The sequence below is a fragment of the Thalassobacter sp. HA4-2 genome, from assembly GCF_055693705.1.
Map to the genome: position 1 here is coordinate 1144179 of NZ_JBVFUK010000001.1, position 23869 is coordinate 1168047.

Consider the following 23869-nt stretch of genomic DNA (forward strand, 5'->3'; position numbering starts at 1 on the left):
GCCGCCCCCCACCCGATGCAAAGTGTCTAAATTCGTACGAGCATCGCCCTATTCGTGCCGGATTGTTGCGATAGCCGTGTTCCACACCGCCTTTCAGGAGCACGAAGATGGCCAGCACCAAACCCAACACCAAGAAACACATCGCGAATCTAAACAAGGCGATTGCAGACCAGAAGAAGGTCGCCAAAGAGTTGAAGGCCGATCACAAGGACAGCGCGCCTATTAAAAAGGTGGTGGACGAGCTTGTTGCCCTGACCAAGGCGCAGGAAAAGACGTTGGACAAGCTGCAAAAACTGGCCAAGTAGGCCCTAGACCGCGCCCATCAGGCGCGTCAGTGTGCCCAGGTCCAGCGACCGGTCCATGTGGTCGGCCAAGGCGTCCAACGTTTCGTCCACGGTCTGATCGTAGTTTGCTGTCTGGGACACTGCGCCCAGCTCTGCCAGAAAGGCGGCGCGGAAGGTGTCGGCGGTGAACAGGCCGTGCAGATAGCAGCCGCGCACAAGGCCGCTGGCGCTGGTGGCCCCGTGGGCGGTGCCCGCGATATCCAGCCAAGGGCGGGCGGCGTCCGCACCGTCTGTCTCGCCGATGTGAATTTCGTAGCCCCGCACGGGGGCACCGCTGGCCAGATGGCGCGCGGCCACCCGGGTCAGGTGTTTGTGCGGGGTCATGACCGTGCGCACGTCCAGGTGGCCCAGGCCGGCCACGGTGCCCGGCGGCCCTTCGATCCCTTGCGGGTCGGCGATCTGCGTGCCCAGCATCTGATACCCGCCGCAAATGCCCAACACCCGGCCACCGCGCCGGATGTGGGCGTGCAGGTCCACGTCCCAGCCTTGGGCGCGGAAGTGCGCCAGATCGGCGATGGTGGATTTCGAGCCCGGGATCAGGATCAGGTCGGCATCCCCGGGCAGGGGATGTCCGGGCTGGATGATCTCGACCGACACGCCGGGGTCCACGGACAGCGGGTCCAGATCGTCGAAATTGGCGATACGGTTTAGGCGCGGCACGGCGATCTTCAGGCCCTCACCCCCATGGGACCGGATGTCCATGATATCTTCGGCGGGCAGTTTCCACGCATCCGCGAACCACGGCAGCACCCCGACACTGGTCCAGCCTGTGCGGTTGGCGATTTCGGTCAACCCATCGTCAAACAGAGTCACATCGCCGCGAAACTTGTTGATCAGGAAGCCTTTGATCCGGGCGGCGTCCCGGGGGTCCAGCACCGCCTTGGTGCCCACAAGCTGTGCAATCACGCCGCCCCGGTCGATGTCGCCTGCGAGGATCACGGGGATGTCTGCCGCCTCTGCAAAGCCCATGTTGGCGATGTCTCCCTGTCGCAGGTTGATCTCTGCCGGGCTGCCCGCCCCCTCGACCACCACCAGATCGCAGGTGGCGGCGAGGCGGTGGAAGCTGTCCAGGCAGGCGTCCAACAGGGTGGGTTTGAGCTGCGCGTAGTCCCGGGCCTTGACCGTGGTCAGGCGCTTGCCCTGCACGATCACTTGCGATCCCACGTCGGTTTCCGGTTTCAACAGCACCGGGTTCATGTCGATGGCAGGCTCCACCCCGCAGGCGCGGGCCTGCAGGGCTTGGGCGCGGCCAATCTCGCCCCCGTCGTGGGTGACGGCGGCGTTGTTGGACATGTTTTGCGGCTTGAACGGGCGCACCCGCAGGCCCTGGCGCGCGTAGTGGCGGCACAGGCCCGCCACCAGCATGGATTTGCCCACGTTGGAGCCTGCGCCCTGGATCATGATGGCTTTGGTCATGGCGCTATGTTGCGCGGGTCTGTCCGGGCGGCAAGGTCGGATTTGGGTATTTTTCACCCAATGAAGGGGGCGCGTGCGCTTTGGGGGTGACGGCCGCGCGGGGTGCGATAGGTGTAGGGCATGAACACGCCCGCCCATATCGTTTTCGGCCTTGCCGCCTTTGGCAAGCCCGGGGACCGCAAGGTTACTTGGGCCGCGGGGCTGGGGGGCTTGGCCCCCGATCTGTCATTGTACCTGCTGGTGGGCTGGGCCCTTGGGGTCGCGGGCATCCCGGCGCAGGTGGTGTTCGGCGAGCTGTATTTCTCGGACACGTGGCAGACGATCTTTGCAGTGGACAATTCGGTCTTTGTCTGGGGCGCAGTGTTGGGGCTGGGCCTGTGGGCGCGGCGGGTCTGGATCATCGCCTTTGGCGCGGCGGCCCTGTTGCATCTGGCGCTGGACCTGCCCCTGCACCACGATGACGGGCGGCCCCATTTCTGGCCCCTGACGGCCTGGGTCTATCAAAGCCCGGTCAGCTATTGGGACGTGGGCCATCACGCGCGGCTGGTCGTGCCGATCGAGGCGACCCTGACCGTGGCGCTGGCCGCGTGGACGGCGTGGCGGCACCGCAGGCCGGCCATGGTGGCGTTGCTGTTGCTGCTGGCGGCGGCGCAGCTGGGGGTAGGGGGCGTCTGGGCCTATGTCTTTTGATCTGGCATCGCAGCGCCACCGGGTGTGGCTGACCTACGGGCTGGTGCTGGCCAATCTGGCGGTGCACCTGCGGCTGGGGCTGAACCCGCCGCCAGAGGGCTTGCCGCCCGGGTTCGAGGGGCTATCCCTTGTGCCCGCGCAGGTCCTGGCGGGGGAAGGGACGTCGACCCTGTTCACCTATATGTTCCTGCACTACGGCTGGCTGCACATCGGGTTGAACATGGTGATCCTGCTGGCCTTTGGGGTGCGTCTGGAACGGCGCATCGGTGCGGGGTGGTTCGGCGCGATCTACCTGCTGGGCGGGCTTCTTGCGCCCTTGGCCCATATCGTGGCCAGCGGCGGGGGCGATGTGCCCATGGTCGGGGCCTCTGGCGCTGTTGCGGCGGTGCTGGGGGCGACGCTGGTGTTATTCCCACGCGAGGAGGTGGACCTGCTGTTCGTCTTTGGGATCGTGCTGCGCGTGGTGCCCGTGCCAGGCTGGGCCGCGCTGGTGTTCTGGGCCTGGATGCAGGTGTTCAGCGGGCTGGCATCGGGGGCCACGGGCGGCGGTGTCGCGTGGTGGGCCCACGCCGGGGGCTTTGCCGCCGGCATGGTGCTGGCCCTGCCCCTGTGGCGCCGGTGGGGCGGGACGGCCCTGTGGCGCAAGCCCGCGCGGTCGGTGACGCAGGTGCCCCTTGTGCGGCGCGGCGCCCCCGTGGACCCGGACGATCCCTGGGGGCGCTAGGTCCGGTCAGGCCCGTTCGGAGTATTCCATCGTTTCGGTGTTCACGATGATCGCCTCGCCCGTGCCCACGAAGGGCGGAACCATGACGCGCACACCGTTATCCAGAACGGCGGGCTTGAAGCTGTTGGCGGCGGTCTGGCCTTTGACGACCGGCTCCGTCTCTTCGATCACACAGGTGACTTTCTGGGGCAGCTGGGCCGACAGGGCCTCGGCCTCGTGATACTCGATCACGGCGGTCATGCCGTCCTGCAGGAAGGGGCGGCGTTCGCCAAGGATATCGGCGGGCAGTTCGATCTGTTCGTAGGTTTCAAGATCCATGAACACCAGCATGCCGTCGGTTTCATACAGGAACTGCTGATCCTTTTGTTCCAGCCGCACCTTTTCCACCTTGTCGGCAGAGCGGAAGCGTTCGTTCAGCTTGGACCCGTTGCGCAGGTTCTTCATCTCGACCTGAGCGTAGGCCCCGCCTTTCCCAGGCTTGACGTGGTCCACCTTCACCGCGGCCCAAAGATGGCCATTGTGTTCCAGAACATTTCCGGGGCGAATTTCGTTTCCGTTAATTTTGGGCATGTGGCAAAACCATGGCAAAAGGTTGATGATAAGTTGACCGACCCTATATCTTGCGAGTGCGACCGGGACAACCTTACGATATGCAGATAGAGCCAAGGCAGAAATGCATACCGGGGTTGCAAAATACGCATAGCCGAATCGCGGCGAATAGGCCATACACAGGTTCACGCCGAAAAACGCAAGAGCAATAAATAGGACGACGCAATGAAGGATTTTGTTGATGGTACAGCCTTCAACTTTGAACAAGGTCAGCGCGCGCGCAAACTTTTTGCTGCCGTGGTTCTTGCTGCCTTGGACGATGCAATCGCTGATGACAAGAAGTATGGCAATGGTCCTGAACAGATCGCCCGCTGGGCCCGCTCCCGGGATGGGCGCGAGGTTCTGTCGTGCTCCGGTATTGACCCCAACGAACGGGTTGTGGCCGGTCTGATGGAGTTTGTGGGCCGGGGGTGCGGACATCCGTAGCCCTGTCGCGCGAAGAAAGCGAACGCCGCAATGCCGCCGAGGCTGCCGAAGCGGCCTAGGCCAAAGCGAACGCTGCCATACGTAAGCTGCCAATTGAAAAAGCCCTCGCAGATGCCTGTCTGCGGGGGCTTTTCTTATCGGGATGCGGCCAGCGGGTGCGGCGGGCGCGGGCCTAGGACGTCAGGTCCTCGCTGGCGAGCATCTGGCGAATTTCCCGGCGCACCATCTTGCGCACGTTCCTGGTGATCCGTTCGCCCAGGGCCCCGGCCAATTCTTCGCGGACAACCTCTGCGATCAGGTCGCGCAGGGCGTCTTCGTCCAAGGGCAGGGCGTCCTGGTCCGCCGCCGTCTCGTCCGGTTCGGCGGGCGGTGCGGTGGTGGGGCGGGGGCGCTGCGTGTGGCTGAACAGGGCCTTTGTCTCTTCGCTGGCGGGATCAAAGACTTGGTCTTCCTCCGTATTCTCCTGTGTCAATGACACGACCTCGGCAGGGGCGTCGGACGTTTCAACGTCATCTACGACCGGTGCAGGGGTCGGCGGCGTGGCAAGAGACAGGCGCCGCGCCTTGGGTGGCTCCGACTCTTGGGGGGCGACCTGCGGCTCTGGATCAACTTGCGGGGCAGAATCTTCGTCGGCGATGTCGGTCGCATCGGACACGTCAACCGCTGCGTCCTCGTCCGTGGCTTCCGCCTCGGTCAGGGTGCGGATCATCTGATAGGGGTCTTCGGGTTCCGTGACGCGCAACTGCGGCGTCAGCAACAGCTTGCTACCCTCGTCACCCGGTGCCGCAACCGCCGCATCCGGCGTCGGCACCGCCAAAGAGGTGCGCGGCCTGCGTGGCCCGTCCTCTTCGCTGACCAGACGTCGGATAGAGGATAGGACATCTTCGATGTCCTGCGTTTTCGATTGATCTGCCATGCCCGCGCCCACTTGAGGTGTTTGACACACCTTAGCGCGCCAATCCTTAGCGTTCAATGAAAGACGCGCGTGGCGGGCCTAGTCCTTGCCGTAGCCACGTTTCAGCAGGCTGTTGATCCGCGTGCCATATTCGCTGGACTGTGCAGGTGCGTTTGACACGGCGTTGTAGTAGGTCGTCACGTCTACCTTTTGCACCCGCAGACCCAGATGGTCCGTGGTCAGCAGGCCCATTTCCGCGAGCACACCGTAGGCCGCGCTGTAGGCCGACGATTGCGCCGACAGCAGGGCCGTGCGCGCGTCCAGCAACTCCTGCTCCGCGTTCAGCACGTCCAGGGTGGTGCGTGCGCCCAAGGTCGCCTCTTCTCGGACCCCGTCAAAGGCCAGTTGGGCGGCGCGGACCTGTTGGCGCGACGCCTGCACCTGCGCCTGCGCGATCTGCAGCGTGGCCCATGCCCGGCCCACATTGTTCGAGACGATCATCCCCTGTTGCGCCAATTGCGCCCGGGTGGCGTGCAGTTGCGCCTGTGCCTGCCGCGACAGGGCGGACAGACGGCCCCCAGTGTACAGGGGTTGATTGAATTGCAGACCAAGGGTGGCGTTGGTGCTTTCGGTGTCGATGTTCACGCGCCCGGTGCTGAGTTGACCGGTCAGGCTGGTGCGGCCCAGACGATCCTGATCCGCGGCCCGGGCGGCCAGCTCGTTCGCGCGCACCTGATGTTGCAGGGACGCAATGGACGGATGGCTGCGCAGGGCGACCTGTTTCGCCGCCGCCTCCGATGCGGGCAGGCTTGGCGCGGGGGGCAGGGCAGAGGTGCCGTGGGGCGCCTGGCCGATGGCCAGTTGGTACAACTCCCGGTCCACTTCGACCTGACCGCGCGCTGCCGCCAGCGCAGAGCGGGCCTGCGCCAGACGGGCCTGCGCAATGGCCACGTCGGTGCGGGTGACTTCGCCCACCTCGAACCGGTCCTCTGCGGCGCGCAGCTGCTGGGTGATCAGGCGCAAGTTGTTTTCGCGCAGGCGCACGGTGTCCATGCTGGTGCGCAGGCCGACGTAGGCCTGAACGGCTTGCAACAGAACCGATTGTTCAACCCCGTCCAGACCGGCGCGGGCGGCCAGGACAGCCTCCTTGGCGGCATCCCGGCGCGAGGACCGTTGCCCTGCATCCAGGATCGTCCACTGCATCTGCAACCCCAAGGTCGCGGACAGGGTGTCGTTGGTGCCGTTTACCCCGGACTGGGACGCTTGGCCGAAAAACTCGATCGTGGGGCGAAAGGCGGATTGGGCAATCGCCACATTCTCGTCCGTGGCGCGCAGCAAAAAGCGCTGCTGTTCCAAAAGTTTGGAATTGTCATAGGCATGGACCAAGGCGTCGGACAAGGTATGCGCCGCACCCATGAGGGGGGCCGTGGCCAAACCGACCGCCAAGGCCACCGCGCGCCCGAATTTACCCTGCATCACTGTCTTTCCCACCGTGTTTCGTGCGACCTGATGCCAAGGCAGTCAAAGCGCGAATTGCTGTTCTGTCTCATAGCCGGGCAGGACGGGCAGGGCGGTGTTAAACGCCGCCCGCCAGCTGACCCTGCCGTTGGATTTATAGCCGATCTTGCAGGTGCCAAGGGGACCGTCGACGAAAATGGCGGCGATGCGCCCACCCTCTGCCAGTTGATCCGTCAGGGCGTCCGGCACCTGCTGCACCCCGCCTTCGACGATGATGACGTCGTAGGGGCCCGATTTTGGCGCGCCTGCGGTCAAAGGCGCCTCCAGCACGGCGACATTATCGTAGCCGCGTTCGCCCAAGGTGGCCTCCGCCTCGCCGGCCATGGTTGCGTCTTCCTCGATGGCGATGACGCTGTCCACCATGCACGACAGCACCGCCGCCGAATATCCCATACCCGTGCCCACATCGAGGACGGTCTCGCTGCGTTGTAGATCAAGGGCGTCCAGAAGTTTGGCAAAGCTGCGCGGATCCATCAGCACGCGGCCCGGAGCCAAGGGTATGACCTCGTCCATATAGGCAACGCTGGTGCGATCGCTGGGCACAAACGCCTCGCGCGGCACGGACAGCAGGGCGTCAATGATCGGGAATTTCGTCACATCGGAGGGTCGGACTTGCGTGTCTACCATCATGGTGCGGAGCGTGGTCGTGTCGGTCATGGTGCTAAACTCATCGGTCTAGTTGTTGGGTCTGTGATGACATAGCCTGAATAGGAGCGCAACTGAAAGTGGTGTTGCACAGGCTGCGGCGTTGGGCTACATCGCATCCACACCATCGGCGGCGAGTTGGCGGAGTGGTGACGCAGCGGATTGCAAATCCGTGTACACCGGTTCGATTCCGGTACTCGCCTCCAATAAAATCAGTGACTTGCGTCATCCTTCCTCTCCTTCACTGCCTTTTTTGAAACAACCGTTGAAACTTTCACGTTTCGGTCTTGCTTCGTTCCATTTGATTTCTTGCCTCTTGAGCGCGCTTCGCGAGCTCTCTTTGCCGGATCGGCCCACCGTACTTTTTCAGCATCTCAACGCCTGAGTGCCCGGTGACAGCCTTGACCATCTCGTCATCACATCCAGCCAGATACAGCTCGATCGTCGCGTTTTTCCTGAGCCCGTGCGTTTTGTAGTAGCATGCCTTGTCGTGCTTCATCTTCTTTTTGATAGTGCGCATTTCCTCCGCAACGATCCGGTAACTCACCGGTCGACCCTTGGCGTCGGTCACAACAGTACCGTCTGTTCGTGCGAGCCCGTCGAGATGGGCTTTCAGGCGGTCGGTGAGCGGGATCCAAAGAGGCTTGTCGGTTTTGCCCTGCGTGAAATCGAAACCCTCATCGGAAAAGTGCTCCCACTTCATCTTCACGACATCGCCAATCCGTTGGCCTGTATCAATGCAAAGCTCATAGACCAGCCGTGCCCTCTTTGAGGCCAGCACTTCGAACTCGGCCCGAACATCATCTGGCCACGGCTCCCAGCCGTCGCTCTGCTGCTTGAAAAGCGGAATGCCCTTCGCCGGATTGCCGTGCTCCTTCTTGATGAAGCCGATCAACCGGGCGTGATTCATCAAGACGACCATGACCTGGACAAGATAGTTGGCTTGCCGCCAATGATCCGCATTGGCCCGGTGCAATTCATAAATGTGATGGGTTTCGATCCTTGCCGGGTCTTTGTCTGCCCAGATCTCAAGAATGTGGCTGATGTATCGCCGATAGTCGGATCTCGTACGGGGCTTCAGCTTCTTGTAGGCGTCGCTCTCGTAGTAACTGAGAATCAAAGCCTCAAAATTGCGCTTCACCGGCGCTGGCGCTGGTTTTCCCTTCAGCAGACGATTGTAATGATCCCAAAACTCCGGCGTGCCCGCTTCCTCGTGCATCATGACCGAGATACCGCATGAACGCCGGATGAACCGGAGATACCCCCGGTCATTGTAGACGTATTTGGGCAAACTCTTGCGAGTCTTTCGCCCATTCTCAGGTCACTGTTGAGAAAGTCGTCTGCCGCCTCTGGCGCGACCATGTTGGCATCGACAATGACGCTGCCATCGGGCTTGATCTCGAACTTCGCGCGCTCCCAACCTGCCTCCCGCGCCTCGCGGATGAAGGCGGAGGCTGCCTGTTTCGCTTTTGTCTGTATACTTGCTTTGGTCATAGTATCGGCACCGCTCTTACTCGTTAACAACGCGCATTATCACTCTGATCCATAGTGGTTTTTCCAACTGATCCGAACGTGGATCGCCTGTCTCGCGCTGCCCGAATGGCACGGATCACTTCTGAATTTTGGGAATTTCCATTGCGATCTGACTCCGCCTTTATCCACTCCTCGAGCTCTTGCGGAAGTCGAAGCTGCATTGGTTTACGACTGTTCATGAAACGCCTCCAGGTTGAAACCATAACCTGCTAGAGGCATTTAGCCAGTATTGCGTCAATTGTTTTTTATGGCACAGTGCCACCATGTCAGAACAAAGCTCTCAAAATCAGGATAAATTCATCGTGCGTCTGCCAGATGGCCTGCGCGATCGAATACGCCTCGCGGCCGAGTCCAACCATCGCAGCATGAATGCTGAGGTCGTTGCCCTCCTCGAAGAAAACTACCCAGCTCCTGTGCCGGAAAAACTGGATGACCCCGCCGCGAGGTTGCTCTTCTGGCTCGCCAAACGCATCCGTCGAAGAAACCCAAAGCCTGGGACGCCAAGGGACAAACAAGCCGCCCTGTATGAACGCATTGCGGGTGATATCGCGGAACGTATGAAAGACATCGGTGAATAGCCTTAGTAGGCCACCCACTCATATCCGTGGTTGCCCTCGTGATCTTCCCATTCGACACCTACTCCTCGCCGCCAACTCGATGACGAACAGCGTCGCGATGGCAGCACCCATTGCGGAGCGGCCGCTGGTGTCGTGCGTTGCCAGCCGAATTCACCCTGCGTGCCGTAGGTCCCGAGACGCATGCTGTAGCTCTCAGAGCAATCATCGTCGCGACCGCGCTCGCGATGGCTGTAGTGCCGCACATCCCAGACGCGGATCGAGCGTACGAAATCGAATTCCAAGCCACTGATGTCGATATCGGCACCGCCTTCAGCTACCTGAGCCTGAATAACTTAGGCGAGTGCCTGACTATTGTGATTGCTGGCCTCCCAGATCTTCGGGACCGTGCTTTGCAAAGGCGCGCGCACAGAAACGCCCATAGGGCAGCGCCAGATCTGCAGCGGCGGCTCAATCGGCCAAGGCGTGATCCTGCGGATAAACACGGCACGGGCATGGGCACATTCTGCTGACGCAGGCCACCCACCAGCCAGGCAAAGCAGAATTGCGCAGTCAACCTGATAGGCCTTAGCCGCCTTCGGGGCCGCGGTTGAAAGCAGAGCCACTACAGCTCCAGCGGCCCAATTTCTGATAAGTCTACACCACATAACAATAAATGCCTTATGACAACATTACTGCATTATTGACACCCTACCTCCAACCCTGACCATCACACCATATGCGAGCATAGTGTTTGTGATGCTCGCGCGCGTTTTGTGGAATATATTCCGTAGAGCGGTTCTTGTGATCTGGCCGAATACAGGCCATGAAATTACGGGAACGAGTAGGGTTAAATGTCCGGAGTCTAAGAAGTTCCAGAGGATTGAGCCAAGAACAGCTAGCTTTGGCCGCGAACATCGATCGCAGCTATATCAGCGAGATTGAACTCGCCAAGAATTCAGCATCAATCGATGTTCTGGAGCGCATCGCGGATGGCCTCGAGGTCGATCCCAAGGAATTGTATAACGAGAGGGGCTAGTTTTGCCCAAACTTGAGAGTGTTCGCACAACGGCCGAAGCCATCGGCCGTATTACTTGTATCAAGACTGGCAACGAAATCGGGCTGCTGTATCAGTAAGACAACGGCGAGACACAAGCAGCGCTATACAATGACAGCCGCACTAAGACACTACTCTGCTCGGATCATTCCCCTGAACCGGGCCTTGGTGCAAAACGCAGCTAACGACCAGAAAGAACCCAACTTGTGAATTCAGTTTTCTCGCTGCGAGCGCGCGCAGCAAGAAAATCTCAGCATCTACAAAGATTCGAATATTGCGACGCAGCGGCAACATCGGTCATTCGAGCATCGTGCAGAATTTTTAAGTGGGAAGGACAGGCTGCTGGCAAAACCTGCCAAGACAGTCTCGCTTCAGATGTCTGCTTTTTGGCCTGAAGTCTGCATAAATCGAAGGCCGCATCACTCACACCATCGTCCAAAGCATCACGATCGCCATCCCGACCATCATCAGGTTTTCGGTGAGGCTCACAAACCCAAGCGGGACGTTTGAATTTCCACCAACGCAGGCGCATTTGAGCTCGCGCTTGTCGATGTAGACGGCTTTGAACACGCTGATGGCACCGATGCTCGCGATGAAAAGTGCCGCGGGAACTGACACCCAGGTCAGGATCATGCCGGTCATGAGGATGCCCGCGCCGGTTTCCACAAACGGATAGATGTATGCGTAAGGTACCCACTTTCGCGCAAGAAGGTCGTAGTTGAGGAACATTGTGGAGAACCCCTCGATATCGCGCAGTTTTTGCATGCCGAGAAGGATCATCGAGACAGAGATGAACCAGCCCAGTGTTTGCCATGTGATTGCGCCGAGGAACCCAACGGAGAGCGCGATTGCAGTGAATGCGGCGACGGCGAAGAGATAAAGCACTGGCCGATAGGTGTTTGCCTTCGGGTTCCAGCCGGTCAGCTTTTCACGCAGGTCCGTATAGCCGCCAACGCGTTCGCCTTCGATCCATGCTTGGGGCGTCGTCTTTACGTCGTGCTCGACCTTAAAGGCGTCCACTTCGGCGCGAGTTCGGAAAAGCCTGTCATCGACATCATATCCCTGACGTTCGAGAAGCCAGCGAGCCTTTTGTCCAGAAGGGCATAGATGATCCGGCAGGGCCATACGGTAAAGCACAGCCGTTTTGCCTAACGCCACTTCCTCCGGGTTTGTATCGATGTTGGCAACGTCGCGCGTGTCTTTTGGCATTGGCTTCTCCGTCAATCTACTTGCGTGAGCATTTCTCATTTCTATATACCCCCATGGGGTATATAATCAAGAGTGCGGGCTTTGGTTCCGCACTCACTCGACATTTTGTCTGCGACCATGCGAATAGAAACTATGCACGAACACCGCGAAGCCACTTTGAAACGTCTGAAACGCCTTGAGGGTCAGGTCCGCGGGATCGCTCGGATGGTCGAAGAGGACCGCTATTGCGTTGATGTCCTGACGCAGATTGCGGCGGTGCGGGCCGCTCTCAAAGGCGTCGAAAAGCTCGTGATTGATGATCACGCGTCGCATTGTATTGAGGATGCACTTGCTTCGGGCGATCGGGAGGATCAGCGGGCGAAGTTCACAGAACTCCTTGAATTGCTCGATAAAGCGCGCGGCTAAGCTGTCATAGATTGACGGGTGGCGTCGTGACACTGGTGACGGTTGCAGTTGCAAGCAGGATTAGAACAACGGCCAGCGTTTCCACTGAAATCGAACGCTGGAGGGCATGGGCGGCCCCGGGTTTGTTAGCGCGTAAGGCAGGGACCAGCCTGAACTTATTGAAAGCTGCAAAGCCTAGGAGCAACGCAACAATCGCGATCTTAAGCAAAAGTGCTAAGCCATAGGCTGTTCCAAACACGGCAGCGACCGAGCCTGATAGGAGCCAGGCGAGCGTTGTGCCTGCAATGATCAGGAGGGCCACACCGAAAGCGGCGACATTGCCAAAGTGGTGCAACAGTTCAGCACCATCAGAGCTGAGTGCCGCCCGCCGCAAAGGTATCAGAGCACCAACCCAGAAGGCAGCGGCTAGAAGATGGAGAACAATCAGGACTGCAAGGGCCGTTCTGGGCTCCCCAAGTGCGTGGCCGACCTGCGCGAAAGATGTAGCTATGGCGACGCTCCCCACCAGAGCGATCCATTGCCCAAAGCGGGGCAGCAGGATTGCAAGTATCGCAAGTTCGCCTATCCCGCGCCAAATCGCGGCGGTTCCAAGTGGACTTTCCCAAACGAAGCCAAGCATCATTGGGTCGGTCGCGCCGTCGAAGCCCATCCCGGATATCCGCGCAGCACGAATGCCGAACCGGACAGCCAGCACAGCGAGACCGACTAGCGCCGCACCGACAGCGAGCTTCCGTGCCAGTTGGAGGACAGACCCCTCAGCACGCTTTGCGAAGATGACCGAAAACAGCACGCCTCCCATCGCGAGCAAAGCCGCACCATAGCCAATTGCCTTGGCCAAGATGGCCAGAACGACAAGACCGTTGATCGGTGCGAGTCCGGTCACTCAGCAACCGTGAAAGAGAAGCTGCCCTGCATCGGGTGGCCGTCCGACGCCATACCGCGCCAGTCGAAGCGATAGTTTCCAGCCGGAAGCTCTTCCAAAGGCATGGCTCGAAACTCATTCACGGGGTCCATGCCTGTCTCGCGTTCGATTTCGACGTCGACATCTGAAGAGGTGAGCGTAACTGAAATGATGCGCATCGGATCATCGAATCGCATCGAGAGTTCCGGCACTTCCGTGATTGTCGCACCGTCGGCGGGTGTTGTGGCCTCAGATTTCGAATGGGCGAAGGCTAGAGCGGGAGCAACTTTAACGGCCAAGCCGAGAAGAGTTTGTTTGATCATCTGAATTTTCCTTTATTCGGACTCGGCATTTAGTTCGTCGTGATACTCACGAAGGTCATCTGGCCAAGTCGACTTGATGAAGGACAGCACCGCAATGATCTCGTCATCGGTGAGCACACCCTCATAGACAGGCATGCCTGATGGTGGCGCGTTCTCCATCAGACCGGCAAGCCCATATTTGGTCAGGGTAAAAAGCGTTTCATCATCATGGTGCCACGTATGGCCTGTTGCGTTATGTGGCGGTGCTGGCAGCAGTCCATCTTCTCCACGTATCCGCCAATTTGGCTGCCCCTCTAGGCGCGCACCATGGCAAGCGGCGCATTGGTCTGCGTAGATGCCTTGGCCCACGGCGATCACTTCGGCGTTGTCAGGCATCAAAATACCAACCGTTTGGGAAGGTTGCGCCAGAATAAATGCGGCTGCGAAACCGGCGAGTGTGAGCCCGCCGGTTAGCAAAACGGCTTTCCGACTCACCATCAGGTGTCGAACGGCTGGGCGGTGCCAGCGCGGTAGTACACCGTGGCTGTGCCAGCCTCCCCACCAAATGCAATGACGTCGTAGCGGGCGGACGGGTCGTCGCCCATGCCAGGAGAACCCATCGGCATGCCCGGAACAGCAAGCCCAGTGATGTCTGGGCGATCCTGCAAAACAGCTTCCAAGGCTTCGAACGGCACATGTCCTTCGAAGACATATGCATCCACTTCGATGGTGTGACAGGAGGCGAGCTCAAGCGGAATGCCACGCTCTGACTTCTGCGCATCGGGGTCGGTCAGTTCCTCGACGGTGACGGCGTAGCCGCGTGCGCGAGCTAGATCAGCCCAGGCGTGACAGCACCCGCAGCCTGGCGAAGCGAGAACGCGCATAGGTGTGCCCGCACGAGCAGGCAGGGCAGCCATGACAAGAGCCGTTGCGGATAGGGTAGTGAAGTGACGACGAGTGATCATATCTGTCGGTCCTTTGATTTGAAAATTGAATGGATTGCGGGCTAGCGCCCGTTGCCGCTCAGACTTTCGGAGGACCGGTTGGGACAGCCAGCGTCAGGTTTGCAAAGTCGAAATCAGTGTACAGAACACTAACAACCGATCTGCTCGCGGGGATGACCTCCAAAATAGCAGAAGTGGCCGCGAGATCGCCAAAACAGGGCATTGACCCCATGCCGCTGGTCGCGTCGCAGCAGTCCGCGAGTGCCTTCTCAGCATCGGCCAAAGGATCGCTTTCTGACATTTGGGCGTGGTGGTCGGCGTGATCCGATCCGTGGTTCAAGCCATGCATCACAGATGCGGTGGATGCACCAGCGAATGCAAAAACAAGAATGATCGACAGAACTAAACGAAACATAACAAATACCTACTGGGGGTATATGGCTTTGACAAGTCACGAGGATGTGTCGCCGTAATCGAGCCTAATTGCATCCGTTATGGCTGCGCCACATCTCCGGGTCATGCCCCTCAGGAACAGAGGCATAGGGATCATCTGAATAACCGCGCAAGACCGAGTACTGACTGACTTGGGCATCTGTCAGAAAAGGCAAAGTCAAAAGATGCGCATTTAGATGGACGAGGCGGAGAGCTGCCCGCGCTTGACCGGCTTGTGCAACCAACCGTTCAAGCGCCTCGGCATCTGGTGCTCCTTGTTGAAAGGCTGTGTCTAACGCTTGTTCCGCAGCCACGAAACGCTCCCCGGCCGTTATGGCGTCTGCCTGCATCTGCGCCCGGATCGCCTCAATGTCACTGCGCTGCTGTTCGGTCAGACCGATGTCACCGGCAAGCTCAAGCAGGTGCGTCGGTCCCGGCACACCATTGAGTTCGGCAGCACGCGCAAGCCCCCATCCGCCGCCACGTGCGATTTCCTCTAAGTCCTGTCCCGACAAGGATTTGATCAGGCGCGTTTCTTCGCCCACGTAATCCGAGGGCAAAGTGCCATGACTCTGCGCAATGGCGATGGTGGGCAAGAGCACCATGACAAGTGCAAAGCGCATCGCTGTCATAATTTAAGTCCTTGATTGATCAGGCGTTGGCGCAAAGGGATTGCATGGAGTGAGCAGTACAGAACATGATAGAAATCATGTATGATCATTGGCTTCATTGTTTTGACGGCGCGCCTAAGAGAACGCTGGCGGAAGGCGAAACGCTATTTCGGCGAAGCGATAAAGTTGACTGGGCATTCCTGGTCCGTGAAGGGCGTATTTCCCTTCGGCGGGCGCTCCAAGATGGCGGGCTCCTGACCCTTCACAGCACCGGTGCTGGTGATCTGGTCGCCGAAGCATCCCTCTTTGCGGACAGGTATCACTGCGATGCAATGGCGGGCACGGCGACGACGGTCGTTTGGTTGCCCAGAGCGAAATTGATGGCGCATTTGGAAAATGCTGTTTCATCAGATCAACTTTTGATCAGAGCGTTCGAAAGAACAGCGAGAGAGTTACAGACCTTGCGGACCCGCGTTGAGATTATGCGTTTGCGCAAAGTCGCAGATCGGCTGGACGCCTATCTCGAACTGTACGGTCCCCCTGAGGAAGGCGGATGGGTACGGGTCGCGGATTGGATCGGTGTGACACCCCCTGCGTTATATCGAGAACTGGCGAAGCGTCGAACGAAGAACGAAAACGCGCCGTCCTGAAGCAACAAGGTAGGAAGGGTTCTGAGACACCCAATGGGCTTGCAGAGAGGCCATGTTTCAGGTTCTTCGGAAAACTGCAATTCAACGCCATGCTAAGCTCTCTGCGTGAGCGAGGTGCTGATGACTGGGTATGGAGGGAGGATTGGAGGGCAAAATATGCCAAGAGTCCAACTTCCCGCAGTCACCCCAAAGCGCAAAGCCTAGAACAAGGGGCGTATCATTGGCCAGAAGCGGCCGCTGCTTCCCAGACAGGTTTGGGCTATCCGTGCGCGGCTCGAACTTGCGGGCTATCTTCGCGACCTTGCACTGTTCAACGTGGCGATTGATAGCAAGCTAAGGGGCTGTGATCTGGTCAAACTCGCCGTCAGCGATTTGGTCAAAAATGATCGCGTTCGCGAAAGAGTTTCGGTGATGCAAAGCAAAACCAAGAGGCCAGTCCAGTTCGAATTGACTGAAAACACAAGAGATACTGTCACTGCATGGGTAAGATCACCAGAGATGATCGGATGCCATTTCATGTTCCCGAGCCGCTTCCACGATCGCCCGCACATCTCAACCCGTCAGTATGGTCGGATTGTTCGCGATTGGGTGACGGCGATCGGATTGGAACCGAGTGGCTACGGCACCCATTCGCTGCGATGGACCAAAGCTGCGGAGATCTACCGCAAGACAGGCAACCTCCGCGCCGTCCAACTGCTGCTTGGTCACACCAAAGTGGACAGCACCGTTCGATATCTGGGTGTCGAGCTTGAAGATGCTCTTAGCATTGCAGAGCGCATTGACATCTGACTTGCCTTGGCGAGCGGCTCCGCCGTTCGCCATTTCGAAGGGGTTATTTATCTTTCGGGAGATGATGGGCCGTATTGCGCCCACCCTCTGAGTTCACAGGGCAAGAACCTCAATCTTGAAAGGAATTTCGCCAAATTGGCCGTTCGTTCACTTTGGTAGAGACTCAGCGTCGCCGAAGCCGTACGGTCCTCACCTGAAGCGATGTGATCGTGCCTCTACCATAGTACTTTCATGAATCGCTCAATCCCGCAGGGAGCCAATTCATCAAAAATCTCATTCAGATCGTTTATGCGTCACAGCCGTTTGGATACGATGAGCCGACACTGGCAGGCATTTTGCTCGATGCCAGACGCTGTAATAAGCGGGATGACGTGACCGGCGCGCTTGTTTGTAGACATGACATCTACCTTCAACTGCTGGAAGGACCGGAAGATGCAGTGCGCGCAGCCTATGCTCGGATTTGTCGCGATGACCGTCATGCTGGGGTCAAAGAACTCCTGAATCGCAGGATACAAACCCGATTGTTTGCAAGTTGGGCGATGCTTCATGATCCTGCGAAGACTTGGATTTGGACGGAAGAAGAGATCGCAAATGCCGCACTTGATCGCGCAGAAACAGCAGAAATCATAAAAGTATTCAAAGACCTATCGGATCGATCCGGGATACCGGCTGTACATTGATGCAGATCCTTCTCGCATCGATGCAGACGCGAACCATGACCTGTAAATGGTGGGCGGCATGATGGGGGTGCACTCAGTGCCCGATGCGTTCACGACGTGGGAATGTGAAGGCATCGTTGCGGCAATCGACAAAATGCCCACCGATGACGCGCTGCTTGTGGGCCGCAAGCGGTATCACAATCTGCGTAATGCGGAACTCGTTTGGATGGACGATGTCGGAGACCTCAGCTGGGTGATTAACCGGTTGATTGAGCTTGTCAGTCATTCCAACAAGCACCGGTTTGATTTCGATGTGCGCGAATTTGCGGAAAGCCCGCAACTAGCCAAATATGATGCAGCCAAAGGTGGCCATTTTGCCTGGCATTCTGACATCGGCGATGGTCCTGCTGCTGGTAAAAGAAAGCTCACGCTTGTGCTGCAATTGAGCAACCCGGACACCTACGACGGGGGTGACTTGGAAATCAGGCCGAGCGCCCACATCCAATTGGCCAATCGGGCGCAAGGGTCTGTAAGTGTGTTTCCGAGCTTTGCACTGCATCAGGTGACGCCGATCAAGCGGGGCATCCGGCGCTCGTTGACCGTCTGGGCGCATGGCCCCGCGTTTCGCTGAAGGCGGCTCAAAGAGGTCAAGAGCTAGAAACCACGGGCTTTGTTCTGAAAAGGGGTCAAGTCAGCCACGATTGTAAATTGGGTTCTGGGCGACTACATAAAGATACAAAGTTCTGGTCTCCTTCGGCAGAGGTGCATCGCCTGCCAGAGCCAGCTGCAACTATCTATCACTAGAATTCGACTGTGGCGTGCCTTTACAGGGACTTGACGCTTGGGACGGTTGCCGACTGATGGCGCACGACCGCATCACCCATGCGTCATGACTTTCCGTCATGGCGGCCTGACGGACCAGCGATTTGCGCCCGGGCATGGATTGCGTGTTGTCGATAAATCGATCTCGATGCCGCTCTGACAAAATGTTTTGTCAGCGCAAAAACAGCGTGGCGGCGCTTTCTCCGTCAAAGGATCAAAAATGACTTTTCCAGAATGGACGAAACCCGGCCTCTACGGTGCTTTCGGTGGTGCGATTGCGGTTTCTATAATTGGCTTCGCTTGGGGTGGCTGGACAACAAGCAGCAACGCCCAAACCATGGCACAGGACTTGGCTGCTGACGAGGTGACTTTGGCGATGGTGCCGGTCTGCCTCAATATGTCAGCGGCTGATCCGGAACGCACAGAGAAGCTCGCAACTCTTCAGGATCTCAATAGTTTTGGCCGCCGCAATGCATTGATGGAAACGGGCTGGGCCACGCGCCCCGGTACAGATACGCCAGATCGTGACCTAGCGGCTGCTCGCCTCGCGGGGCTTGAGTTGGATGGATCATAATTCGAAAGTACCGCCGCAATCGTCAGAAACAGTTTGCGGGACATCGATTTTGGCGGACGCTCGGCTACTTTGGGCCGTTTTCATAGGCCCCGTCTTTGCTCTGCTACTCCTTGCAATGCCCGCCATGGCCCAGACCATGCCGGAAAACGCCAGCGCAAAAAGCTATGGCGACGGTTGGGAATGCAACGTCGGGTATCGGCTCATGGACGAGAACTGCGCAGCTATTGTGGTCCCTGAAAACGCCTATGAGACAAACCGCACCTATGGATCCGGCTGGGAATGTCATTACGGATTTCGCAAGGTCGACGAGGTGGCCTGCGTTGCGGTGGTTGTCCCCGATGGTGGGTTCCTCGACCCATCAGGCAAACGCTGGCGCTGCCTGCGCGGCTTTCTCAAAGTCGACGATACCTGCCAAGAGGTTGTGGTGCCTGAAAATGCCTATCTAGAGGATGGGTCCGCATGGGAATGTGGACGTGGGTTTGAGAAGGTGGACGACAGTTGCGCTGCCATCGTGGTGCCCGCCAACGGATATCTGAACGGGTCGCGCTACGGTCAACCCTGGTCATGCGAACGTGGGTTTTTCGAACAGGACGGTCTTTGCGAGGCCGTCGCGATCCCGGAATTCGCATATTTTGACGATGCACCTTACGGCGACGGATGGAAATGCCAGCGGGGATATGAAGTTTCGGGTGGAGGCTGCCAAGTAATCGAAATCCCCGCAAACGCCCATCTCGACATGTCCGGCAACCGTTGGGAATGCAATCGGAACTTTCAAAAGTCCAAGGGTATGTGCGTTCTGAATAACTAGGCGCGTGCGCCAAGACGTCCGCCTCAACACCTAGTCGAACGACAGTCTCACCACCAAAAGGAAGACAAGATGAAAACCGAAATCCAGACGGTAGATACCGTTCGCCGCCCGTCAGGGGCGCTCAAGCGCCCCCGTGATCCTTGAGGCACCAGCGCAATCATTTTCGCTCACTCAAATCCCAACCGCGGTTGTCTACTGCGAAGGCAACTTCGCCAAAATTGACGGTAAGACGGCCAACAGCCTGGTACGTCATTCAGAGGCCTACAGGATCGTCTCGGTCATCGACAGCACCCATAGCGGCGAGAACGCCGGGCTGGTTCTTGATGACGTAATCAACGATATACCAATCCTCGAAAGCTTGAACATCGCTATCGCCCGCGAATCCTCCATACCTGATACTTTCATCTACGGCATGGCCCCCTCAAAAGGACGGCTCTCGCCCGCGGATCGTGGCGTAGTGCTGGACGCAATCGCGCGGGGTATGAGCATCGTCAGCGGCCTGCATGAATATCTCAGTGACGATGCCGCAATCGCGCAAGCCGCATCGGACAGCCAGGTCACCATCCGCGACATCCGCAAACCCAAAGCCAGCAAAGACATGCGCTTGTTCGACGGCAGCGTCGCGAATGTCCATGCGCTACGCATCGCAGTACTGGGAACCGATTGCGCGATCGGAAAACGGACCACTGCGACCGTCTTGGCACGCGCCCTCAATGCAAAGGGCATCAAGACTGTGCTGGTGGGCACGGGCCAGACGGGCCTGATGCAGGGGGCAAAATATGGTGTGGCCATGGACGCCGTCCCGCCCCAATTCTGCTGCGGCGAACTTGAGGGGGCGATTGTCGCCGCCTCAGAGGCGGAACAGCCCGATGTCATTTTGATCGAGGGCCAAGGTGCGCTCAGCCATCCAGCGTTCTGCACATCTGCCATTATCATGCGCGGCAGCCAACCCGATGCCGTCATCCTTCAGCATGCACCAAAACGCGCCCATCGCTGCGATTTTCCCAATATGCCAATGCCTACCCCGGCACGCGAGATTGCTTTGATCGAGGCCTTTTCTGACACCAAGGTCATCGGTGTCACGCTCAATCACGAGGGGATGTCGGAAGCCGAGATCACAAAGACGATTGCAGCCCAAAGCGAAAAACTGGGGCTGCCCGTCACTGACGCGCTTAGCAGACCAGCGGCACATTTGCTGGCAATGGTTGCTGCGGCCTATCCCGGCCTGCAGCAAGGAACACCCATGGCCGCGGTTTGAACTGCCCTCGGATAGAAGTTGATCTGCACAAATTGCGGCACAACACACGAACAGTTGTCGAGCGCATGAAAGGGCGTGGCATACGGGTGACTGCGGTGACCAAAGCGGTATGTGGGCATCCGGCCATGGCACAGGCCATGCTTGACGGCGGCGCCGAGGGTTTGGCCGAGGCGCGTTTGAGCAATGTAAGACGGTTGCGCCAGGCTGGCGTGACGAGTCCGATCACCTTGATCAGAACACCATTGTTGAACCAGGTCGATGACATCGTGCAAGTCTGTGAGGCGAGCTACAACACAGAGATACCTGTGATCGCAGCATTGGCGGCTGCTGCACTCCGACAAAACAAGGTTCACGGCGTCATCTTGATGGCCGAAATGGGTGAATTGCGCGAAGGGATCATGCCACAACACATTGGACGTATAGGACAGCAAGTTGTGGACATGCCCGGTGTAGCGCTGAAAGGCATCGGTGCCAATTTCGCCTGTCTGAGCGGCATTGCCCCTACAGCTACCAAAATGCAGGCCTTGACCGCACTTGCCAATGAAGTCGAGGGGCGGTGTGGCCCATTCCTTCAAACAGTATCTGGCGGCAATTCTGCAAATTTGCCTTGGGCGTTCGGCTCGCGTGCGACCGGCCGGATCAACGATCTGCGCATTGGCGAAGCCATACTGCTTGGCATGGATCCGATCACAGGAGTTCAGATTGGTGGTTTGTTTCGAGACAGCTTTACGCTTGTCGCCGAAGTTATCGAAACCGACACCAAGACAGTGAGCTCACCCTTGGGTACCGCAGATCACGCACCGGCAATCATTCGGCTCGTTCCAGCCACCCTCGAGACGACAAGGATTATTCCTGCCCTTGGAAACCAAGACGTGGATGTGGCCGGGCTTTCGATGCCTGCTGGCAGTACACTTATCGGTGCGACAAGCGATCATCTCGTCATTGGCACGACAGATCAGAAGCTCCGCGTTGGATCGGAAATGCGGTTTCAGATGAACTATAGCGCATTGATGCGCGCCATGGCCGCGCCTGACATTCAAACGAGTCTACACAATGACCGGCCTCGGTCACAGGAAAACGATGCCCATGGTCCAAAGAAACACCTGGCATTGGTTTGACCGACAGTGTTGGGGCCTGGCAAAGCGCAATCAAGAAGGAAATGATCACTTGGCAAAACTAACAAAGACAAGCGTGTTTAAGGCTCAAGGCTCAAGGCTCAAGGCTCAAGGCTCAAGGCTCAAGGCTCCAAAGCGGAAACACCATTGGACAAGACAACCCGCATCGTTCGCAAGATGGTCGCAGAAGAGGCTGAGCAGCGCCAAGCCAAGAACGACCGTCTTCGCAACGCGCGCCTTGAACGGGAGGCCAACACTCCGACAAAGCCGTCGCGCCAGGGGCGCAGGAATGGTTGAACCCAGGCTACTACATCGCAGCACCCCACGTTTCGCCTGCGTCTTTCAATCTGCCTGAGCGACCGGACACACCAGAAGGAGTTTGCTAATGACGCACGCAGACGAGAGCACAACAAAAGTTCACTATATCTGTCAGACATACGTGGAACAGAAGCCAAGGCGCGACGGGCAAACGAGTCTGAAGATTGGCAAGCAATTTCAGTATTCCACGGCAGCAGAAGCTCAGAACAGAGCAGAACGGGAAGCCCAGTCTGAGGAGTGCGCCGGTGCCGATGCCTATATGATTAGTGAAGACCCCGAGAGTGGCGAGGTTGGATCACCGAGCTTTCTTGTTAGGCTCGGGAATGTTCCGGAAACTGATGATTTCTAGAACCACGCCTCTGGCAACGTGCCTCCCAAAAGACGTACCCCCACCATGGGCCGAGTAGTTAGAAAAACGGCTATTGGCGCAGCCGCTGCGAAAAGCTGGTGTCGACCGGCTCAAAACCGAAGGTTTGAATGACGGCTTCGATGACGTCAGCTGCATCGCAGCTACAACGATGGTGTGACTGCGAAGAAATGCTGCGTCAGCAATAGCTGCACCTGCACAAGTCCGCTTTGTCCGCATTGTGTCGATCTATCCTCGCCCCGTGAGCGTCCGCTTCGGTGATCTGGCATAAGCACAACCTTCAACCAACTGAAGGAAAAGCTTATGAAAACGCAACCATCTCGCGCGAACGGATCTCTACCAAACCGGATCAACCATGCTGACCACTTCGCCGAAGTCATCGAATCTGAAGGGTACAGCAAGGGGTCGATTGCGAAATACAGGTCGAATGCAAAAGCGCTCACGGAGGCCCTGGTATCGGCAAAACTCACCCCTGCTGAGTTAACTGATGAGCTTATGGACCAGCTTGCGCGTCCAATCGTCGACGCCGCGTCGGCGAAAGACAAGAAGCATTGCCTATACCGACTTAATCGGTTCAGGGATTACCTGATCGAGAATGCATCCGCTCCTGCGCGTCCTATACCGCCGCTCGACATGTCGCCAAGGGCTGTGCTCAAACGATAGTACGAGACGTACCTGCGCGTCCAGCGCGGTCTGTCCGGGGACACAATCTACCACTGCCTGCGGTTCTATGACCGGTTCCTGACCGCGAAGTTCGGGACCGGTTTAGGCGATCTCAACAAGATCAAACCCCGCGACATCACTGGGTTTATCCTTCGATTGCGTGAGGCGCAAAATGCGCCGCGCGACAAGACCGGTCCGTCACATCTGCGTAACCTGTTCCAGTTCCTGTTTTGGGGCGGTAAGACGGAGCGAAACCTGAGCAGCGCCGTGCCGAAGGCGCGGCAGCCGAAGCCGACAGGCATTCCGAGGTATCTGGAGCCGGAACAGGTCAACCGGCTCATTGAGGCGGTGCGTGGCCACAAGAAAACGGGCCGACGCAACTATGCAATGCTGATGCTGATCGCCCGGCTGGGCCTTCGGCCCCCAGAGGTGACGGCGATAGAACTGGACGATATCGACTGGCGTGCTGGTGAAATCCTGATCCGTGGCAAAAGGCAATTGCATGATCGGATGCCAATGTCGGCGGAGATTGGTGAGGCGATTGTCGATTACATCAAGAACGAGCGCCGGGGCCCGGACCGCGCGCTGTTCGTATCAGTCAAACCGCCGTTCAAGAGGTTCAGGACGCGCA

Annotated in this window: 31 protein-coding genes, 1 tRNA gene and 2 pseudogenes; 19 read left to right on the forward strand and 15 right to left on the reverse strand. The window is 58.4% G+C overall.

Features of this window, described 5'->3' with window-relative positions:
* Positions 1 to 107 precede the first annotated feature (107 nt).
* Positions 108 to 305, forward strand: coding sequence for a hypothetical protein (locus tag ACZ1G0_RS05840; RefSeq protein ID WP_472736088.1), 198 nt, complete (start codon positions 108 to 110; stop codon positions 303 to 305).
* Positions 306 to 308: 3 nt separating this feature from the next.
* Here ACZ1G0_RS05840 and ACZ1G0_RS05845 read toward each other — a convergent pair whose 3' ends face one another.
* Positions 309 to 1760, reverse strand: a complete 1452-nt coding sequence (locus ACZ1G0_RS05845; protein WP_472736089.1) for a cobyric acid synthase — start codon at positions 1758 to 1760, stop codon at positions 309 to 311.
* Positions 1761 to 1880: 120 nt separating this feature from the next.
* Here ACZ1G0_RS05845 and ACZ1G0_RS05850 point away from each other — a divergent pair, with 120 nt between their 5' ends.
* Both ACZ1G0_RS05850 and ACZ1G0_RS05855 read left to right on the forward strand, forming a co-directional pair.
* Complete coding sequence (locus ACZ1G0_RS05850) at positions 1881 to 2450, forward strand: cobalamin biosynthesis protein CobQ (RefSeq protein WP_472736090.1); 570 nt, start codon at positions 1881 to 1883, stop codon at positions 2448 to 2450.
* Positions 2440 to 3174 carry a rhomboid family intramembrane serine protease gene (locus tag ACZ1G0_RS05855; RefSeq protein WP_472736091.1) on the forward strand — a complete coding sequence of 245 codons (735 nt, stop codon included), beginning with the start codon at positions 2440 to 2442 and terminating at the stop codon, positions 3172 to 3174. The genes ACZ1G0_RS05850 and ACZ1G0_RS05855 overlap by 11 nt, the downstream gene beginning before the upstream one ends.
* Before the next feature lie 6 nt (positions 3175 to 3180).
* Here ACZ1G0_RS05855 and efp read toward each other — a convergent pair whose 3' ends face one another.
* Positions 3181 to 3744 (reverse strand): elongation factor P, encoded by a 564-nt coding sequence (gene efp / locus ACZ1G0_RS05860; RefSeq protein WP_472736092.1) that lies wholly within the window; start codon positions 3742 to 3744, stop codon positions 3181 to 3183.
* Between the two features lie 204 nt (positions 3745 to 3948).
* Between efp and ACZ1G0_RS05865 the strand changes: the two are divergent.
* Positions 3949 to 4268 (forward strand): annotated as a pseudogene (locus tag ACZ1G0_RS05865) (DUF6280 family protein).
* Positions 4269 to 4381: 113 nt separating this feature from the next.
* Here ACZ1G0_RS05865 and ACZ1G0_RS05870 read toward each other — a convergent pair.
* The 3 genes from ACZ1G0_RS05870 to ACZ1G0_RS05880 form a co-directional block, all read right to left on the reverse strand.
* Entirely contained in the window at positions 4382 to 5125 is a 744-nt protein-coding gene (locus tag ACZ1G0_RS05870) for a hypothetical protein (RefSeq protein ID WP_472736093.1), read from the reverse strand.
* A gap of 78 nt (positions 5126 to 5203) precedes the next feature.
* Positions 5204 to 6595, reverse strand: coding sequence for a TolC family outer membrane protein (locus tag ACZ1G0_RS05875; RefSeq protein ID WP_472736094.1), 1392 nt, complete (start codon positions 6593 to 6595; stop codon positions 5204 to 5206).
* 30 nt (positions 6596 to 6625) lie between these two features.
* A complete protein-coding gene (locus ACZ1G0_RS05880) occupies positions 6626 to 7279 on the reverse strand; it encodes a protein-L-isoaspartate O-methyltransferase family protein (protein WP_472736095.1) in 654 nt (217 codons plus the stop codon).
* Between the two features lie 120 nt (positions 7280 to 7399).
* On the opposite strand from ACZ1G0_RS05880, the gene ACZ1G0_RS05885 reads away from it, so the two are divergent.
* Positions 7400 to 7473, forward strand: a tRNA-Cys gene (locus tag ACZ1G0_RS05885).
* Between the two features lie 68 nt (positions 7474 to 7541).
* On the opposite strand, the gene ACZ1G0_RS05890 is transcribed toward ACZ1G0_RS05885, so the two are convergent.
* Genes ACZ1G0_RS05890 through ACZ1G0_RS05900 form a run of 3 tightly spaced genes read right to left on the reverse strand, consistent with a single transcriptional unit; the run spans position 7542 to position 9003 of the window.
* Positions 7542 to 8489: a site-specific integrase gene (locus ACZ1G0_RS05890; protein ID WP_472736096.1), complete on the reverse strand. Its 948-nt coding sequence runs from the start codon at positions 8487 to 8489 to the stop codon at positions 7542 to 7544.
* Positions 8486 to 8761, reverse strand: a complete 276-nt coding sequence (locus ACZ1G0_RS05895) for a hypothetical protein (RefSeq protein ID WP_472736097.1) — start codon at positions 8759 to 8761, stop codon at positions 8486 to 8488. The genes ACZ1G0_RS05890 and ACZ1G0_RS05895 overlap by 4 nt, the downstream gene beginning before the upstream one ends.
* Positions 8762 to 8784: 23 nt before the next feature.
* Complete coding sequence (locus ACZ1G0_RS05900; protein ID WP_472736098.1) at positions 8785 to 9003, reverse strand: Arc family DNA-binding protein; 219 nt, start codon at positions 9001 to 9003, stop codon at positions 8785 to 8787.
* A gap of 60 nt (positions 9004 to 9063) precedes the next feature.
* Here ACZ1G0_RS05900 and ACZ1G0_RS05905 point away from each other — a divergent pair, with 60 nt between their 5' ends.
* Positions 9064 to 9378 (forward strand): Arc family DNA-binding protein, encoded by a 315-nt coding sequence (locus ACZ1G0_RS05905; protein WP_472736099.1) that lies wholly within the window; start codon positions 9064 to 9066, stop codon positions 9376 to 9378.
* 802 nt (positions 9379 to 10180) lie between these two features.
* Positions 10181 to 10393: a helix-turn-helix domain-containing protein gene (locus ACZ1G0_RS05910; RefSeq protein ID WP_472736100.1), complete on the forward strand. Its 213-nt coding sequence runs from the start codon at positions 10181 to 10183 to the stop codon at positions 10391 to 10393.
* A gap of 441 nt (positions 10394 to 10834) precedes the next feature.
* On the opposite strand, the gene ACZ1G0_RS05915 is transcribed toward ACZ1G0_RS05910, so the two are convergent.
* Positions 10835 to 11620: a MauE/DoxX family redox-associated membrane protein gene (locus ACZ1G0_RS05915; protein WP_472736101.1), complete on the reverse strand. Its 786-nt coding sequence runs from the start codon at positions 11618 to 11620 to the stop codon at positions 10835 to 10837.
* A 117-nt stretch (positions 11621 to 11737) separates the two neighbouring features.
* Between ACZ1G0_RS05915 and ACZ1G0_RS05920 the strand changes: the two genes are divergently transcribed.
* Entirely contained in the window at positions 11738 to 12025 is a 288-nt protein-coding gene (locus tag ACZ1G0_RS05920; protein ID WP_472736102.1) for a metal-sensitive transcriptional regulator, read from the forward strand.
* A 4-nt stretch (positions 12026 to 12029) separates the two neighbouring features.
* Here the strand turns inward: ACZ1G0_RS05920 and ACZ1G0_RS05925 are convergent, their stop codons facing one another.
* The 6 genes from ACZ1G0_RS05925 to ACZ1G0_RS05950 form a co-directional block, all read right to left on the reverse strand.
* Positions 12030 to 12908 carry a CopD family protein gene (locus tag ACZ1G0_RS05925; RefSeq protein WP_472736103.1) on the reverse strand — a complete coding sequence of 293 codons (879 nt, stop codon included), beginning with the start codon at positions 12906 to 12908 and terminating at the stop codon, positions 12030 to 12032.
* Positions 12905 to 13249 (reverse strand): copper resistance CopC family protein, encoded by a 345-nt coding sequence (locus ACZ1G0_RS05930; protein ID WP_472736104.1) that lies wholly within the window; start codon positions 13247 to 13249, stop codon positions 12905 to 12907. Before ACZ1G0_RS05930 ends, ACZ1G0_RS05925 begins: the two co-directional genes overlap by 4 nt.
* A gap of 12 nt (positions 13250 to 13261) precedes the next feature.
* A complete protein-coding gene (locus ACZ1G0_RS05935) occupies positions 13262 to 13726 on the reverse strand; it encodes a c-type cytochrome (RefSeq protein ID WP_472736105.1) in 465 nt (154 codons plus the stop codon).
* Positions 13726 to 14193 carry a DUF411 domain-containing protein gene (locus ACZ1G0_RS05940; RefSeq protein WP_472736106.1) on the reverse strand — a complete coding sequence of 156 codons (468 nt, stop codon included), beginning with the start codon at positions 14191 to 14193 and terminating at the stop codon, positions 13726 to 13728. Before ACZ1G0_RS05940 ends, ACZ1G0_RS05935 begins: the two co-directional genes overlap by 1 nt.
* 58 nt (positions 14194 to 14251) lie before the next feature.
* Positions 14252 to 14587 carry a hypothetical protein gene (locus tag ACZ1G0_RS05945; RefSeq protein ID WP_472736107.1) on the reverse strand — a complete coding sequence of 112 codons (336 nt, stop codon included), beginning with the start codon at positions 14585 to 14587 and terminating at the stop codon, positions 14252 to 14254.
* 64 nt (positions 14588 to 14651) lie between these two features.
* Positions 14652 to 15236, reverse strand: coding sequence for a Spy/CpxP family protein refolding chaperone (locus tag ACZ1G0_RS05950; RefSeq protein ID WP_472736108.1), 585 nt, complete (start codon positions 15234 to 15236; stop codon positions 14652 to 14654).
* A gap of 65 nt (positions 15237 to 15301) precedes the next feature.
* Between ACZ1G0_RS05950 and ACZ1G0_RS05955 the strand changes: the two genes are divergently transcribed.
* The 11 genes and pseudogenes from ACZ1G0_RS05955 to ACZ1G0_RS06005 all read left to right on the forward strand — a co-directional run.
* On the forward strand, positions 15302 to 15865 hold the full coding sequence (locus ACZ1G0_RS05955; protein WP_472736109.1) for a Crp/Fnr family transcriptional regulator: 564 nt from the start codon (positions 15302 to 15304) through the stop codon (positions 15863 to 15865).
* A 216-nt stretch (positions 15866 to 16081) separates the two neighbouring features.
* Positions 16082 to 16654 carry a tyrosine-type recombinase/integrase gene (locus ACZ1G0_RS05960; protein ID WP_472737772.1) on the forward strand — a complete coding sequence of 191 codons (573 nt, stop codon included), beginning with the start codon at positions 16082 to 16084 and terminating at the stop codon, positions 16652 to 16654.
* Positions 16655 to 16935: 281 nt separating this feature from the next.
* Positions 16936 to 17334 (forward strand): BLUF domain-containing protein, encoded by a 399-nt coding sequence (locus ACZ1G0_RS05965; protein WP_340426176.1) that lies wholly within the window; start codon positions 16936 to 16938, stop codon positions 17332 to 17334.
* 58 nt (positions 17335 to 17392) lie between these two features.
* Positions 17393 to 17944 carry a 2OG-Fe(II) oxygenase gene (locus ACZ1G0_RS05970; protein WP_472737773.1) on the forward strand — a complete coding sequence of 184 codons (552 nt, stop codon included), beginning with the start codon at positions 17393 to 17395 and terminating at the stop codon, positions 17942 to 17944.
* Positions 17945 to 18355: 411 nt separating this feature from the next.
* Positions 18356 to 18709, forward strand: a complete 354-nt coding sequence (locus tag ACZ1G0_RS05975; protein ID WP_472736110.1) for a hypothetical protein — start codon at positions 18356 to 18358, stop codon at positions 18707 to 18709.
* Positions 18710 to 18833: 124 nt separating this feature from the next.
* A complete protein-coding gene (locus ACZ1G0_RS05980; protein ID WP_472736111.1) occupies positions 18834 to 19517 on the forward strand; it encodes a hypothetical protein in 684 nt (227 codons plus the stop codon).
* A gap of 133 nt (positions 19518 to 19650) precedes the next feature.
* Entirely contained in the window at positions 19651 to 20775 is a 1125-nt protein-coding gene (locus ACZ1G0_RS05985) for a DUF1611 domain-containing protein (protein WP_472736112.1), read from the forward strand.
* A complete protein-coding gene (locus ACZ1G0_RS05990) occupies positions 20772 to 21893 on the forward strand; it encodes an alanine racemase (RefSeq protein ID WP_472736113.1) in 1122 nt (373 codons plus the stop codon). Before ACZ1G0_RS05985 ends, ACZ1G0_RS05990 begins: the two co-directional genes overlap by 4 nt.
* Positions 21894 to 22275: 382 nt before the next feature.
* Entirely contained in the window at positions 22276 to 22557 is a 282-nt protein-coding gene (locus tag ACZ1G0_RS05995) for a hypothetical protein (protein ID WP_472736114.1), read from the forward strand.
* Positions 22558 to 22878: 321 nt separating this feature from the next.
* On the forward strand, positions 22879 to 23238 hold the full coding sequence (locus ACZ1G0_RS06000) for a hypothetical protein (protein WP_472736115.1): 360 nt from the start codon (positions 22879 to 22881) through the stop codon (positions 23236 to 23238).
* Positions 23239 to 23505: 267 nt separating this feature from the next.
* Positions 23506 to 23847: pseudogene (locus ACZ1G0_RS06005) on the forward strand (tyrosine-type recombinase/integrase); the annotation flags it as partial.
* Between the last annotated feature and the right edge of the window lie 22 nt (positions 23848 to 23869).